Origin of the sequence: Chitinophaga qingshengii (assembly GCF_014529935.1) — a bacterium.
GTDB classification, from domain to species: Bacteria; Bacteroidota; Bacteroidia; order Chitinophagales; family Chitinophagaceae; genus Chitinophaga; species Chitinophaga qingshengii.
Window position 1 is genome coordinate 3219117 of record NZ_JACVFC010000001.1, and the last position, 14505, is coordinate 3233621.

General features: G+C 46.4%; 14 protein-coding genes. 8 read left to right on the forward strand and 6 right to left on the reverse strand.

All coding sequences use genetic code 11. The annotated features are described in order from the left end of the window. Positions 1 to 10: 10 nt before the first annotated feature. Together ICL07_RS12480 and ICL07_RS12485 are read left to right on the forward strand one after the other, a co-directional pair. A complete protein-coding gene (locus ICL07_RS12480) occupies positions 11 to 1108 on the forward strand; it encodes a heme-binding protein (protein WP_188088233.1) in 1098 nt (365 codons plus the stop codon). 263 nt (positions 1109 to 1371) lie between these two features. Further along, positions 1372 to 1923, forward strand: a complete 552-nt coding sequence (locus ICL07_RS12485; protein ID WP_188088234.1) for a dihydrofolate reductase family protein — start codon at positions 1372 to 1374, stop codon at positions 1921 to 1923. On the opposite strand, the gene ICL07_RS12490 is transcribed toward ICL07_RS12485, so the two are convergent. Further along, positions 1920 to 2339 carry a hypothetical protein gene (locus ICL07_RS12490; protein ID WP_188088235.1) on the reverse strand — a complete coding sequence of 140 codons (420 nt, stop codon included), beginning with the start codon at positions 2337 to 2339 and terminating at the stop codon, positions 1920 to 1922. The genes ICL07_RS12485 and ICL07_RS12490 overlap by 4 nt on opposite strands. A 171-nt stretch (positions 2340 to 2510) precedes the next feature. Between ICL07_RS12490 and ICL07_RS12495 the strand changes: the two genes are divergently transcribed. Continuing rightward, on the forward strand, positions 2511 to 3155 hold the full coding sequence (locus ICL07_RS12495; RefSeq protein ID WP_188088236.1) for a hypothetical protein: 645 nt from the start codon (positions 2511 to 2513) through the stop codon (positions 3153 to 3155). A gap of 5 nt (positions 3156 to 3160) precedes the next feature. After that, on the forward strand, positions 3161 to 3838 hold the full coding sequence (locus ICL07_RS12500) for a hypothetical protein (RefSeq protein WP_188088237.1): 678 nt from the start codon (positions 3161 to 3163) through the stop codon (positions 3836 to 3838). Positions 3839 to 3841: 3 nt separating this feature from the next. Here ICL07_RS12500 and ICL07_RS12505 read toward each other — a convergent pair whose 3' ends face one another. Continuing rightward, positions 3842 to 4471 carry a TMEM175 family protein gene (locus ICL07_RS12505; RefSeq protein WP_188088238.1) on the reverse strand — a complete coding sequence of 210 codons (630 nt, stop codon included), beginning with the start codon at positions 4469 to 4471 and terminating at the stop codon, positions 3842 to 3844. Between the two features lie 145 nt (positions 4472 to 4616). On the opposite strand from ICL07_RS12505, the gene ICL07_RS12510 reads away from it, so the two are divergent. From ICL07_RS12510 to ICL07_RS12525, 4 genes are all read left to right on the forward strand, one after another. Further along, positions 4617 to 4985, forward strand: a complete 369-nt coding sequence (locus tag ICL07_RS12510) for a hypothetical protein (protein WP_188088239.1) — start codon at positions 4617 to 4619, stop codon at positions 4983 to 4985. A 97-nt stretch (positions 4986 to 5082) separates the two neighbouring features. Further along, the gene (locus ICL07_RS12515) at positions 5083 to 5751 is read left to right on the forward strand and encodes a hypothetical protein (protein WP_188088241.1); all 669 of its coding nucleotides are present in this window, start codon (positions 5083 to 5085) and stop codon (positions 5749 to 5751) included. A gap of 15 nt (positions 5752 to 5766) precedes the next feature. Further along, positions 5767 to 6534, forward strand: a complete 768-nt coding sequence (locus ICL07_RS12520) for a response regulator transcription factor (RefSeq protein WP_188088242.1) — start codon at positions 5767 to 5769, stop codon at positions 6532 to 6534. A gap of 69 nt (positions 6535 to 6603) precedes the next feature. Next, positions 6604 to 7422 carry an ester cyclase gene (locus ICL07_RS12525; RefSeq protein WP_188088243.1) on the forward strand — a complete coding sequence of 273 codons (819 nt, stop codon included), beginning with the start codon at positions 6604 to 6606 and terminating at the stop codon, positions 7420 to 7422. Here the strand turns inward: ICL07_RS12525 and ICL07_RS12530 are convergent. The 4 genes from ICL07_RS12530 to ICL07_RS12545 form a co-directional block, all read right to left on the reverse strand. Further along, positions 7419 to 8009 (reverse strand): RNA polymerase sigma-70 factor, encoded by a 591-nt coding sequence (locus ICL07_RS12530; protein ID WP_188088244.1) that lies wholly within the window; start codon positions 8007 to 8009, stop codon positions 7419 to 7421. The genes ICL07_RS12525 and ICL07_RS12530 overlap by 4 nt on opposite strands. 183 nt (positions 8010 to 8192) lie before the next feature. Continuing rightward, positions 8193 to 9383 (reverse strand): thioredoxin family protein, encoded by a 1191-nt coding sequence (locus ICL07_RS12535; protein ID WP_188088245.1) that lies wholly within the window; start codon positions 9381 to 9383, stop codon positions 8193 to 8195. A 48-nt stretch (positions 9384 to 9431) separates the two neighbouring features. Then, a complete protein-coding gene (locus ICL07_RS12540; RefSeq protein ID WP_188088246.1) occupies positions 9432 to 10880 on the reverse strand; it encodes a RagB/SusD family nutrient uptake outer membrane protein in 1449 nt (482 codons plus the stop codon). Positions 10881 to 10891: 11 nt separating this feature from the next. Continuing rightward, a complete protein-coding gene (locus ICL07_RS12545; RefSeq protein WP_188088247.1) occupies positions 10892 to 14344 on the reverse strand; it encodes a SusC/RagA family TonB-linked outer membrane protein in 3453 nt (1150 codons plus the stop codon). Between the last annotated feature and the right edge of the window lie 161 nt (positions 14345 to 14505).

Consider the following 14505-nt stretch of genomic DNA (forward strand, 5'->3'; position numbering starts at 1 on the left):
ATTAAATACTATGAGTACTGATCTGCGCGCCGGCGCACCGGTAAATGTTGTCAATGCACCAACTGAAGGCTTACAAGAGACGCTGCACGTAAAAACGATGGAATCCGGGGATTTAGCCACCTTCATTACAGACCTGGAAACAGATGGCGCAGCGGTGCTGACGGAAAAAGAAGTCATCGCTACCACTGCTACAGCGAAGCAGCCTACGTTGGGTCCCTTAGCAGATTTGCAGGGAGATTGGACAGGGAGAGGCCTGAATGTGATGTCGCTGCCTAACAACTTTAAAGCAAATCCTGCCCATCGATTTAAGGTGAAGATTAACTCGTTGATTGAAGATACACAGTTCTCTCCTATCAGCGCTCCGATTCCAAACAGAGGCAATATACAAGATGACATCTTCTTTCTGGGGCTAACTTATCTGCAAAAGGTGAGCGATGGGGAAACTCTGGAGGGACTTCATATAGAACCAGGTATCTTTCTGTTCCTGCCGTCTAATCCGGAGCAGAAGGATGCGACAATTGTAAGGATGGCTACTATTCCTCATGGTAACGCTGTTATGGCACAGGGCCCCTTCCTTACTGTTCCCTCCGCACCTATTATTAACAAGGTAGATCCTACGCCGTTTATGTTGGATAAAGATGGAAAACGTAAAAACATAACAGATCCTGGTTATCTGAAGGCTTTTTCCGAGGCTATAGATAAGGCTCCGCCTCATATTAACAAAGAAGCGTTTAAAGATCCGAATGTAATATTGAGCGATTACAATAAAAAGCTGATTCATGACGGAAAGAAGATTATCAGCACAACTGTATTCCAGGTGAATGCTACACCCATAGGTGGTATTAATGATGGTTTGGGGATTGGTCCTTCGTCTCCGAAGGATGGCGGCATCACGAATATTCCATTCGTTGTAAAGAATGCCGATGCGAACAGTATGAGTGCAACATTCTGGATCAACACTGTTGAGAATGAAGACAAGAGCCAGTTCCTGGTACTGCAGTATTCACAAACCGTTATACTGAAGTTCTCATTTCCCAAAGATTCCAATTCAAAGGAGCCGGATATCATGTGGCCACATATTACAACGGCGAATTTGATTAAACGCTAGATAAGTATATTTTGATACTATTTGCATCCGTTCGAAGTGGACGCCCTCTTGTCCACAGAAGAACAGAGAGCCTTCAGGTCGTTAGATTTGAAGGCTCTCTGTTTTTGAAAAATTTGGCGCAGAAGTCCCCACAGCAAAAAAGAAAATATTTCATAGACCGGCGTACACTGAAATCCTACACATCAATTTCCTTAGATCTTCTAAAAAATTTCTTATCTTTTTAGGGAAAGTAACAGCATTCCTACACTTTAAAAAACCATAACATGAGACCTGTAACCTTCGGTATGAATATCAGCCTGGATGGCTATTGTGATCACACGTTTACGATTCCCACTGAAGAGCTGTATGATTATTTTACCGGTATGATGGACGATGTGGACCTGGTCTTTTTCGGCCGTGTGATGTACCAGCTCATGTTCCCCTATTGGGCCGATGTGGCAAGAGATCAATCCGGCACACCAGGCGAAATAAAGTTCGCTGAAAGATTTACTGCCATCGATAAAGTGGTTGTTTCCCGGTCATTGGAAAGTGCGCCTGAGAACGTCCGGATTATTCGCAGCAATCCGGCAGCTGAACTCTTGAAACTGAAACAGCAGCCCGGCAAAAAAATCTCCGTAGACAGTGTCAGCATGCTTCCGGAACTGATAAGTGCTGGTTTGATTGATGAATTTAATCTGGTCATCCATCCGGTAATTGTGGGAAAAGGCAGGCCCATCTTACCGGCCGGCAGCCTGCAGGAACAACTGAATTTAAAGCTGGTGGAAACAAAAAATTTCTCCTCCGGAGCTGTGGCACATCATTACCGGAAAGGTTAATGCGTCACCAATGAAAACCCAAAGACTGATTTCTCTTTATTCCGGAACATTTTTTTACCCCTGATAATTCTGACGGGCATCAGCTCATCCTCATCATTGTCAATAGTAGTTGTGCTAAATGCCTTCTTCTTTTTGAAGAAAGAGGAAGTAGTATTGGTATTGGGCCCCAAAAGCATTCCGACTGTACCGTTATCCAGTAAGGTAGCATGTGTTCCATTAGAATTTATAACCGTTTTAACGGTACCGTCACCGATAATAGTGGAAGTTGTTCCATTGGAATTGATGGCGGTTCTTACAGTGCCCGATCCCACCACTACGGAATGTGTCCCATCAGGGTTTATAATAACGGATTGCGAGAAGGTGTAGCTTATAGAGAAGAAAAAGAATAACGCTATCAGTAGCAGCAATTTTTTCATATAAATTGATTTTTGGGTCGTTTGTACAAAAAAGCCGGCAATTCAATGTAGCGCATATTTCAGGCCAGATTGAGCTATCATGATAACATTACACAAGAATGTTTTTTGTAATTGATTATTAATTGTTTGAGATTTGTTGCTATTGTTATTTTTGAATAAACAGTCCCCATAATGCCCAATAACCCGATATGGATAACAATTTTATTGCTGCTATTGACTGCCGGCTGCACCAATCAGGCAGCTAAAATGGAGATTCGTTACACCTCTCTCAACGACTACGACGCTCACTATGTATTTAACCTGAAAGATAGTCCAGCTGGCTTAATGCACCTATATGGATATACCTTACAAGATCTGAAAGCGTCCAAACACTACCGGGATTCTATACAGGCAAGCGGGCATCCATATGATGCCCGGGAGAGCCTGCCCCTGAAAGCTGAACCAGTGGTACTTTACACGCCACCTAATGAATGGGAAGGCGCTCCGGATAGCAGCCATATGATCATTTCCTTTTCAACAGACGAGGATAGTTACCGGATAAACGGCATCACAGTATTTGCCTGCAAGCAGTCACACATACAGGTAAAATCGCTGGAAAAGAAAAATAGCGGTTGTACGCTGCAACTCAACACAGCATCGTTGAACCTCTGCGCTCTGCGGTGTATGTTGCAGCAAACCGATACGCTGAAGTACCAGCTTGGCGCCGACAACTTTACCTATTCATTCGTTAACAGCAACAGCCAGAAGCTATTGGCCATTGCTTATACAGAAAAGGGGAGATACCTGGAGTTGATCTTCCCGGAAAAACAACCATAACCGGTATGATGAAAAAGTACGTCTTTACAACAATAGGTTTACTTTACTCTCTGGCGCTATTCGCGCAGAGTGGTGCTTTCTCCCTGGAAACAGCACAGCGCCTGCCTGCACAGGGTTATCCCTATGGTAGTATACAGCTGATGAAAACCTTTTCTTCACAATGGGAAAACACACCCAACAAAGCAAACAATAAATCATACCCGGAGAGCACTACCCTGGATACGCTCAGCGCAGCCATGTACCGGGATTTTACTGCCCCTACGAGGAAATCCTTGTCAGGCAGACATCTACATAATTTATTCCCCCCGCAATATTTAAAAAAACAAGGGCTGGAACCCGCTGCCGATACCGGCACACTGCTGTTATTAAAGCTATCCGAAGCACATGGAATCTGCGTTTATTCAGCCATGATACAACAGGATATTCCCTGCCGCAATTGCGAGTATCCACCCCAACAGCTGCTCAATATGCTGTTTACTGCATCCGGCAATAAAATCATCGACAGGCTGTTGTTTACCTATAGTAAAGGCAGCGACCTGGAACGCAGGGAACGATACGGGTATATCGACCAACAGGGGAATATTTTGATAAAAGACTTCTCGGCTGATGAACTCAATGGGTATCTTTTAAACAAACAAAAATGGCGGGTAACGGCTAAAGGCACTTTTCGCAAAATTCAATAAAAATCACCGTTTGTTTCGTCCGGAAATAATCCCAAAGGCATAGTTGAGCTGAACGAGAATAATAAATCCAATACTCAAATAAGTATTGATGAAACACAATAATGCGCCGGCAAAGTATAACAGTTGCGCTACTACAATACGCTGTTTGATAGCACCGCTAATCGCTTCATTACCCTCTTCCGTTTCAACAAAGCCATGCTTTACCGCATAGCTCCAGTTAATATAAAGACTGACTCCCAACATCAGTATATTAAACCAGTAAACGAATATGGCAAACCGATAATTCGTGTAGTCGCTCAAAAACGCAGTCGAGAAAGGCAACAGCGAAACGAATAACAGGAACAACAACGAAATCCAGTTGAGGTTTCTATCACTTTTGTGGATATACGCAAATTGGGCGGACTGTCCCACCCAGAAAATACCCGCTGTCATAAAGCTCAGAAAATACACGAGAAACCGGGGCATCTGCGCCAGGAAAACATGCGCCAGTTCACCTTCGGTGATCTTCCCTTCTGCTGCGGGTACTTTGATCTCCAGCACCAATAAAGTCATGGCTACCGCAAATATGCCGTCACTGATCGCTTCTATGCGCGAAGTACTTTTTCCTGCAATTTTATTATAGGATAATTTCATGTTTTTAAAGTTGGGGGGATGCGTTCAACACGACAAATCAGGATAAAGATAAAAAATTTCGGCAATCGTCTGCTTGCGCCAGGTAATCAATAATGATTATATTTAAAACACCAGGAAACACAACCAGCTATAATGTCATAACAAAATGAGCACAACCAACAGAAATATACCAGGAACAGTAGCAGTAGAGGGCCGGGAGCATCTCTATATTTTAGACGACGGGAACGATTGTTTTAAAAAACACGGTAAACAGTCATTGTTCGGGAAAGTCACTTCGCAGTGCAGTATTGCCCAACATGGTGGGGTAATATCGGAAAACTGCAAACTATGGCTGCCTACAGAGGAGCTTTTCCATGGACTGTCTTACAAAGGTGATATTAAAGGGTGGCGGACGCAAATCCAGCAGGGAGCGGCATTACTGGGATTATTGACAGGCCGGATAGAGGCTGATAATATCATTTTATCCGATGGCAGAACATATCCGTTATCAGCGTGCAAAACAGTGTTTTATTAAACCGCCCCGGATATTAACCCATCCGCCGCGAATATCAATTCCCCTCCGTCTATCTAAAGATAGACGCTAACTTCGAGGCCATACTAAATTCAAATACATGCTGGAACAGGAAAAAGCGCAATTTCTGCAACAATCCCAAAAACGGTCACGATACTTCAGTATCTTCCTTGTTGTACTTCCTATTGCCGGCGTAGCTTTCTTTCTTTTCAACACATTTCCTGCAGCGCCCCGCTCATCAGACGCGGGAGGTTATGCGACCTTCACCTACGAATCCCAGTTGCGGGATTGTATCATCTACGCGGCAGTCATGTTTTTCCTGGTGTCTTTGATCAGCGTAGCCAGCTGGGCATGGAAACGGGCTTTCTTTAACCGTTTTCACGAAGTGATTATGGGCATGTCGGTGGCCGATTTTAATACCATGCGCCACCTGAATGATAGCCTGCCGGCCTATAACATGAACCGGCTCATGCCCCCTTACCTGGTCAACAATCAGGTACTATATGTTTTTAAAGCCTTCCGTACCCTTACCATCCATTTTTCAGAGATCACGGAGATGGGCGTTTGTTTAAACTATGTCAGAGGAGGTACTAACGACCAGGTATATATCAAAACACACGACGACCGCTTCTATTTCCATATTGCTGGCGGGAGACAGTATACCGAAAACCTGGAAAGGCTGGTACAGCAGATACAACCGCCCGTTCCGGTGATCCGTTACCAGGGTTCCATTGGTGTGTTGAGGGGAGCGCTCCGGCGGAATAATTAAGTATCTTTAGGCGCTATGGAAATTTTTCTGCCGTCACCGCCACTTCAACCTTTTATCCAGGCTTATAAAGTCATAGAAAGCCAGGATGAAAAAGTAAACCGTGTGGTACCGGATACAGCACCCGCTATGGCTTTCCGGTTTAAAGGGCAGATCTGTTACCTGGAAAATGAATCCACCCTGCTCTTACCGGCATCCGTCATCACCGGTATCCGGAATACGGTACGGCTCATTCACTACCAACCGCATACTTCCACTATGATAGTGCAGCTGAAAGCAGCCGGAGCCGCCGCTTTTTTCAAACCCCCGCTGCATGAGCTGTTTGGGCAAAACGTTTCGCTGGACCATTTTTTTCACCGCCAATCAATAGCGGATATTGAGGAGCAGCTGTCAGCCGCTGCCAGTCATACGCAACGGGTGGCTTTGCTGGACAAATTCCTATTATCCCATCTGCAAACACCCCGGCAGGATACCCTGGTACTGAATGCCTTGCAACAATTACATACCACCAACGGCGATATCAGCATAAAAGCGCTGGCAGCCGCCCATTATCTCAGCCAGGATGCCTTCGAAAAACGTTTCCGTAAAATTATAGGCACTACGCCCAAACAAATGGCATCCATTATACGGATGCGCACCCTCCTTCAACAACCGGTCACACAGCGGCACTTCACCCACCTCGCCCTGGAAGCCGGTTATTTCGACCAGGCGCACTTCAACCGCAGCTTCAAACAATTTACCGGTCTTACACCCACCGCTTTCTATCAGGCGCCGCTGTTCTGGTAAAAATCAATGATTTTTTACAAGGATGAGGAGGACGTATGCTTCAATTTTGTGGTACTAAAAAGTACTACGATGATAACACGCTTGTCGTTATGTGCCCTGCTGCTGACAGGGACCACTGCCAACACATCACTTAAAAAACCAAATATCACCATGGATAGCGCACAACAGCACAAGGCCATTATCATTCAATTCTACGAACAGTTAAATCACCGGCAGCTGGAACAGGCAGCCCTGCCGGCTGCGGAAGACTATACCAACAACCAGGGCGGGCGTGGCCCGGCCGGTTTTATGGCACAAGTACCCCAGGTACTGCAAGCTTTCCCTGATGCCCAATGGACGTTACTCAGCGTAGCAGCGGAAGGAGATAAAGTGTTTGTAAGGCAACAAATGCGGGGTACTCATAAGGGGTTTTTTCAAGGTATAGCCCCCACATATAAAACCGTTGTGAATGAAGGAACCGGCATTTATACCTTTAAAAACGGGAAAATCATTCACCATGAAGTGTTGACCGACCGGCTGGGATTCCTGCAACAGCTCGGTGTTTTACCGGTAGATATCACCCCATCGGCTACACGGAATGAAGTATACTTCATCGACAAATTCATCGTTCCTGCGCAGGCAGCAGCGGAATTCTCAGAACGGATGCGCTACAACCGGGCGTTTATCAGGCAACTGGAAGGTTTTATTACAGATCATGTTTACCGGCAACAGGAAGACAATGGAACGCTTTCCGTTATCACGGTAGCCACCTGGAAAAACCAGTCATCCCTGGACAATGCCAAAACCAAAGTGCAGGAAGAATATAAGCGGATGGGATTTCAGCCGGAAGCGTTTTATCAGCGGCTGGGTATTCAGTTGGAGAGAGCAGTTTACCAGGCGGACAACTAAGGATTGGTTTTCTCCCACACGGCCATCACGCCGAGCAGCACCGGGAAAGCGTTATCCATCCCTTTGCGGATAGCCCGCAAAGCCCGGGAGATCTTCTTCTCCACGGTTTTGATGGAGATCTCCATCCGGTCGGCAATTTCACGATAGGTGAGGCCTTCATCGCGGCTCATGCTGAAAATAGTGCGCTGGTCTTCCGGGAAGGTCGCCAATACCCGCTGTAACACGCTATCCAGCTCCTTAAAGGCCATCGGTTCATGCAGCAGCAGATCTTTGGAAATATGGGCCAGGCGCTCGTAGAAATTGGCATCTGACTTCAGGTTGCGCAGCGCTTTCAGCTCCTGGAAACGCACTGCCTGGAAAAGGTAGGCTTTCAGGTGTTGTACTTCCACTTCCTGCCGTCTATGCCATAGGGAGATGAATACCTCTTGCACGATGTCCTGGGCCAGATCACTGTCGGACAGCATATTCCGGGCACGCAGGTATAACACTTTCCAGTAACGGTTATATACCGCCGTAAAAGCGTCCTGATCATCCAGTGTGATCCGGTACCAAAGCTGCTCGTCCGTATATGTGCTGTAATCTGGCATCACGCTACCTGTTGCTTGAGGGCATTTCAAACAGGAAGTAACAGTAGTGTATCCATCCCCGGTGTATTGGTTGGTCGAAGGCGAAGATAACTTTAGCAGCGAAATAAAGCAAGCTCTTTTTAAAAACGGAAGGGTGCAACCACGATGGCTGCACCCTTTTTTCACGGGATATGGTCAGGTTTATTATAATTTTTCCAGCTGATCTACCAGCTCCTGCGCCAGTTTCTGGATTTTGGATGTTTCAGCATCCGCCAGGGCCCTGGCTTTGCGGGCTGCTACCAGACCTTCCTGTTTTTTCTTCATGGTGAGGCATACCCATCCGAAAGTGCTTTGAATGCTGTATTCTTCCGGGTTGAGGGCGACTGCCTTTTTCGACAGTTTATAGGCCTGTGGCAGAAATGCAGCCGTTTTAGCGTCGGCTTCGCGTTTGCCGTTGAGGCGGCGCGCCAGGAAACTCAGTTTCTCTGCATCGGTCTTCAGTACGCCTTTCATGGCCTGATCAGTCAGTTTAATATATGCTTTTGCGTTACCCTGCTGCTGATACCACTCCGCTTCCAGCATTATTGCCTGTTTCAGGCGTTCAGGGGATTTGGACTGTTTAAAATGCTGTAAGCCGGCAAAGAAACCTTTTTCATCGCCAACGTAGATTTTAGGGTACAGCGTGCTGGAGATAAGCCGGTCGGCCAGCGCGTCGCGTTCTTCCTGGCCTGCATAGGAAGCGAACTGAGTCTGATTGGCCAGGTAGTATTTACCCAGGCGGTCTTCTCCGGAACGGGCAATATTTTTAATGATTTTCCATCCCAGCGGTGTATTCAGGTCTGTTTCCGGCACCTTCGTACTGATTTCTTCCCCGATCTTTTCTGCGGTACGGCGGTCAGATCTGGCTACAGCCAGGTAATAATTCAGCAGGAAAGGCACACTTCTTTCACCGGCATTGTAGCGCGCTGTCAACGACGACATGCTGCGGTCCGGATCATTGGCCATACGAGCTTCTTCCAGAAACTCCTCCACTGACATGCGGGAACCGGTGCGGTGCACCACATCTCCTTTACCATTAACGAAAAGATAAGTAGGGAAAGACTGTACATTGTACTTCTTCCGCAGGTCCACCCCTTCGCCTTTTTCCATGTCCAGCTTGGTGTTGATGAAGTGTTCATTATAATAGTGAAACACTTCCGGTACGTTGAACACATTTTTCTCCATCCACTTACAGGGGCTGCACCAGGAGGTGTAACAATCCAGGAACACTAGTTTATTTTCTTTGGCGGCCTGGTCCAGGGAGGCCTGCCAGGTGGCGTTGTTAAACGCGATTTCTTCCTGGGCCATCCCTTTCAGCGCTACCAGCAGGCAGAGCATTGATAAGATTTTTTTCATAAAATAGTCGTTGTCCCGGAGATGCAGGCATCTCCGGGCAGTAAAAAATTAACGTTCGTATTGTGGAATACCCGGGTTGATGGCTAACACATTTGGCGGCACCGGGAAAATGTAACGTTTGTCGTTAGCCGGCAGTGTAAAAGTTTGACCATTATGTGTATGGGTGATTGTTTTGGCAAAACGGGCATCTTTGTTCAGGCGTTTCAGATCTGCCAGACGGCTGTATCCTCTGAAAGCCAGTTCCCTTCTGCGTTCTTCCAGCACCAGCCGGAGCGCGGCTTCATTATCAGCGGCCACCAGGGGTTGATTATTGGTAATACGGCTGTTACGCAGGGTATTGATCAGTTGGAGCGCTCTGTCTTTGCTGCCGATTCTGGCTTCGCTTTCCGCGGCGTTCAGGTATAATTCCGGTGTACCAAAGCCCAGGTTGAAGTCTATCCACGGCGCCCACAAAACGCGGCCCGGGAATAGTATTTCCTTGCTGCCTGTATTGGATACACCGTCGCAATAGAACAGGTTAAAACGTTTATCCACTGCTCCGGTTGGCAGATCTTTCTTAAATACGCTGATCAGGTCGGCACTGGCATATACTTCTTCAAAAAGATGTCCGGAGGAAGATCCGCCTGTTCTCAACCAGATAGTCTCTTTGTCGAGGTAACCATCAGGGAAGCTGGAACTGTCTGCCGGGTTATAAACACGTCCCCAGGTACCCTTTTTTGTAGCATAACCGGCGTAGTTTAACAGTAAGTTATTTTGTTCCAGCGCTTTATTGGCATTCTCCAGCGCAGCCTTGTAATCACCCATATACAGATTCACCCGGCTCAAAAAACCGTATGCGGCACTTTTTGAGGGCTTCGAATTAAACAGCACCTTTTCCTGCAGGTTAGGCATAGCTTCTTCAATATCCTGCTTAATCTGTGTGTAAATAGCTGCTATGCTCTTTCTTTCATAAGGCAGGTTAATATCTTCAGACAATACTAACGGAACACCGAGGGCAGAAGATGCGGTAGCGGGGTCATATTGTTCTGCATAGAGATTTACCAATGTCAGGTATTCAAAGGCGCGTGCTATCTGCGCATCGGCGCGTAGCCGGATTTTTTCCTGTTCAGAAGCATCTTTCACCGCCATCACATTGTTAATGATGGTGTTGTAGACAAAGATATTGGAGTAGGAAGGCTCCCATTGCTGGTCCTTCTCATTCTGTTCAAATACCTGACCTGGAACGAAACTATAGATGTTACGTTTATACTGATTCAGAAATGAATAGGAAGCGTGTGAGTTAACATCCATATCGTCCCCTGCGATCACATCATCCGTCATAAGTCCAGGGTAAGCAGCAACAGCGCCGACCAGCACCTGGCTATTGAACAACTTTTGATAGTCCTCAAAATACTCGGGAATAGTATACCCCTTCGGTTTTATGTCCAGGTATTTATTGCAGGCGGGCAATGTTGCCAGCGACATACCTGCCATTATAAGAATAAATATTTTCTTCATGTTTGTTCCGTTTAGAAATTAACATTTACCCCAATCGTATAGCTGGGAGGTATCAACTGGCCTCTTGTGAAGGCGCCAAACTTATTACCCGCCCATACTTCAGGGTCCAGGTTTTGTTCGTTCGCAGACCAGCGCCAAAGGTTCTGTACCTGGAAACTCACGCGCATACTTTGTATAAAAGCCTTTTTCAGCAGGCTCGCCGGCAGATTATAACTCAGCGTCACATCACGCAATTTGATATAGGAGGCTTTGCTGACATGCGTGTCCGCCGCATCCCATAAAGCAGTGAAATTAGTAGAAGCCGAACTTAAATAGCCTGGTGCGATATCAGGATTTTGTTCATCTCCCGGCTTTTTCCAGTAATTAAGTGCCAACCGGTCCATATTGCTCGTATAGTTCAACTCCGGGAACTTCGTCAGATAAGGCGCCACTACATCTCTCATCACATTTCCTCCATAATAGATAAACATAAAAAACAGGTCAAAGTCTTTGTAGCGCAAGGTATTCTGCAAGGATGCAGAATAAGGAGGCACAGTTGTACCGCTGTACACCAGATCGCTGATAGAAAGGTCTGCCAGTGATTTTACGATTTTTCCATCTTTGGTATATGCCTGTGGTTTACCGGTGGCATCCAGCCCTGCATAACGTACGCTGTACAATGCATCCATTGGAACGCCCCGGCGGCGCTGAATATCATACACATAACCATACATTGAATTATCTGATACGTCGAGTCTGGTCAGTTCATTTTTGTTATAGTTGAAATTAAAGGTGGTGTTCCAGCGGAAATCCTTCGTATTGACATTGGTACTGGTCAATGTCAGGTCTACACCACGGTTGTACATGCTGCCATAATTGACAACATAATAACTCCAGCCCGTAGTTGGATCCGCCTTCATTCTGCCCAACAGGTCTGAAGTATTTTTATTGTAAAAATCAACAGAGCCCGTCAGTTTACCGGAGAAGGTACTGAAATCGATACCGATATTGGTGACTTTGGTTTTTTCCCAACGTAACCCGGCATTAGGCGGACTATATACATAGGCCTGTGATTCATTGGTCAGGTTATTATTCCCATTATCCATGGTAATCATATACGGTCCGGCATCCTTCGGAATATTCGCGTTGATACCATAAGTGGTACGCACCGCCAGGCGGTCCAGCCAGCTGATATCTTCGCCATCTGTTATCACATACAGCAATCCGGCAGACCACATGGGTTTATATTGGTATTTTGGATCTGTACCGAACAGATTCGATTGATCCATTCTGATACTACCGGAAGCGGTCAACTTACGTTTATAGGTATACGAACCATTACCATAGAAAGAAACAAACCGGTCTTCCTGATCGCGGAATCCTTTTTCTTTTCTATCCAGGTAAAAGACATCATCAACAGCTTCCACACCTCTTTGTAACAAGACCAGATCACGCTCATTCAGTGGTTTGTAATTGAGGCTAAACTCATCATACCCATATTTGTAGATATTGGTAGCGGTTCTGCGTACCTGGCGGCGCTCAGCACCAGCTAATGCCTGGATCTCATGATCTTCACCAATCAGTTTATTGTAATTCAATTGTAAGCGCAGCATGTTGGTATTGGCACTCGTCCTCCACTCATCAAACTGGCCACCCAGCGGGATTGGCGATAAGGCACTACCTTGAGGAGTAGCATCATTAATCATCTTCGTCACCACATTTGCATTCTTACGATACAATTGTTGAATAGTGGTATCCATCCGTTCTGCCTGGTAACGCACATCCAGCGTCAGACCGTTGGCAATCCTGAAGTTAGCGCCAATGTTGAGATTCAGATAATTACCTTTTCTCGTATAGTGCTGTCTGTTCACCTCTTCCAACGGACGATAGGTTTCATCCTGTAATCCCAGACTATTCAAACGATCAATTTCAAATTGTGATTTAGTCAGATACCATTGTGCAGGTTGCCCGTTCGGATCACGTAACATATAATAAGACGCTTTCCCTCTGTTATAGTTATCCATCCCCAAAAACCCGTTGTCATAATCTTCTTTGATACTGCTACCTAACACCCCAACATCCACACGCATCCATTTCGTGAAGTTGAATGAATTACGGAGATTATATCCGAAACGCTGCGATTGCTGGTTCTTTTCATACGGACTGGTACCCAGGTAATTAACAGAGAGGTTATACCGGTATTTCTCGCTGCCGCCGGAAAACGCCAGGCTGTGTTGCTGCGTCATCGCTGCCTGGCGGAGCAATTCATCCTTCATCTGGCGGTAGCGATCATTGTTGCGGTATACGTTCAGCGCATCCTGTAACTGATCTTCTGTAATTTTATTGCCTTTACGTTCGTATAACAACCGGTACACATCGTTCATTCCCTTACGGGGATTGATGGAATTATAATCATTGGACCGGTAGTTAAACATCTCCCGTTGGAAATCGACCAGTTCAGCGCTGGACATCAGGTTGCTATATCCCCTGGAAGGCAGTGGCGTAAACTTAAAAGAGTTGTTATAAGAAACTCTCATAGCGCCGGGTTTGCCTTGTTTCGTTGTCATCACAATCACCCCGTTCGCAGCGCGGGCGCCGTAGATAGAAGCCGCAGTAGCGTCTTTCAGCACTGTAATGGTAGCAATATCAGAGGGGTTGATCACCGCACTGTCGCCTTCAAAAGGCATCCCGTCTATCACATACAGGGGAGCTGTTTGCGAGCTTAAAGTAGACACCCCGCGGATCTGTTGTTTTCCTTTGTAAGAAGTCATACCGGCAGCCATACCTTCGATACGGTCTAATATGCCTGTTTGCATTCTGCCTTTCATATCGTCGGCAGAGATCGTCGCATAAGAGCCAGGGGCACGTTCTTTAGAGATCGTCTGATAACCGGTGCTTACCACAGAGATACCGGTGAGGCGGTTAGAAAGCTGTTCCAGCTTAACTTGTATACTGCTGCTTTTACCAATGGTTATTTCCTGGTTGTTGAACCCCACATAACGGATCACCAGCACCTCACCTGGTTTGGCATCGATGTTAAACCGGCCGTCTACGTCTGAAATAGTGGATTTGGTGGTTCCCTTAATCACGATGGAAGCACCGGGTAACGGCGTACCCGCGCTGTCCGTCACCGTACCGGTAATGGGCAGGGCTGCTATGGTTTCTACCGCCAACGGCGCCGCTGTAGCTGTTTTTTCTCTTTTGATGATCACCACTTTATCCACGATCGTAAAAGTGAGCGGCTGGTCTTTAAAACACTGTTGCAGTGCGGTCGCCAGCGGTGCATTTTTTACATCGAGACTGACATGGCTGGTCTGTTGCAGGTCCTCTTTCGAATACAGGAAAGAATAACCTGTTTGTTGTTGCATCTCCCTAAAAACGCTGTTGAGTGGTGCTTTCTTAACAGAAAGCGTTACTGTCTGAGCAAAAGAGCTTGCGCTCACCTGCATAAGAGCAGCCAGCAGTAACATGACAGTTAGTTTCATAATCTTCCACATTTTACTCCGGGCCGGATACCTGCCGGAGGGCTCATAAGCTGACGGGTACAGGGTACCACGCTGGTCTTGGAACCAAGCTCTTAAAATCATACATTTGATTTTGGGTGATAAATAAAATTTCTAACAGGACATTTTAAAGTTGCCCACCG

Bases quoted from the DNA above. Each gene is read 5' to 3' on its own strand.
- ICL07_RS12530 (WP_188088244.1), bottom strand. From the start codon at position 8,009: ATGCCAGATTACAGCACATATACGGACGAGCAGCTTTGGTACCGGATC.
- ICL07_RS12495 (WP_188088236.1), top strand. From the start codon at position 2,511: ATGCCCAATAACCCGATATGGATAACAATTTTATTGCTGCTATTGACT.
- ICL07_RS12540 (WP_188088246.1), bottom strand. From the start codon at position 10,880: ATGAAGAAAATATTTATTCTTATAATGGCAGGTATGTCGCTGGCAACA.
- ICL07_RS12520 (WP_188088242.1), top strand. From the start codon at position 5,767: ATGGAAATTTTTCTGCCGTCACCGCCACTTCAACCTTTTATCCAGGCT.
- ICL07_RS12485 (WP_188088234.1), top strand. From the start codon at position 1,372: ATGAGACCTGTAACCTTCGGTATGAATATCAGCCTGGATGGCTATTGT.
- ICL07_RS12500 (WP_188088237.1), top strand. From the start codon at position 3,161: ATGATGAAAAAGTACGTCTTTACAACAATAGGTTTACTTTACTCTCTG.
- ICL07_RS12490 (WP_188088235.1), bottom strand. From the start codon at position 2,339: ATGAAAAAATTGCTGCTACTGATAGCGTTATTCTTTTTCTTCTCTATA.
- ICL07_RS12545 (WP_188088247.1), bottom strand. From the start codon at position 14,344: ATGAAACTAACTGTCATGTTACTGCTGGCTGCTCTTATGCAGGTGAGC.
- ICL07_RS12515 (WP_188088241.1), top strand. From the start codon at position 5,083: ATGCTGGAACAGGAAAAAGCGCAATTTCTGCAACAATCCCAAAAACGG.
- ICL07_RS12525 (WP_188088243.1), top strand. From the start codon at position 6,604: ATGATAACACGCTTGTCGTTATGTGCCCTGCTGCTGACAGGGACCACT.
- ICL07_RS12505 (WP_188088238.1), bottom strand. From the start codon at position 4,471: ATGAAATTATCCTATAATAAAATTGCAGGAAAAAGTACTTCGCGCATA.
- ICL07_RS12480 (WP_188088233.1), top strand. From the start codon at position 11: ATGAGTACTGATCTGCGCGCCGGCGCACCGGTAAATGTTGTCAATGCA.
- ICL07_RS12535 (WP_188088245.1), bottom strand. From the start codon at position 9,383: ATGAAAAAAATCTTATCAATGCTCTGCCTGCTGGTAGCGCTGAAAGGG.
- ICL07_RS12510 (WP_188088239.1), top strand. From the start codon at position 4,617: ATGAGCACAACCAACAGAAATATACCAGGAACAGTAGCAGTAGAGGGC.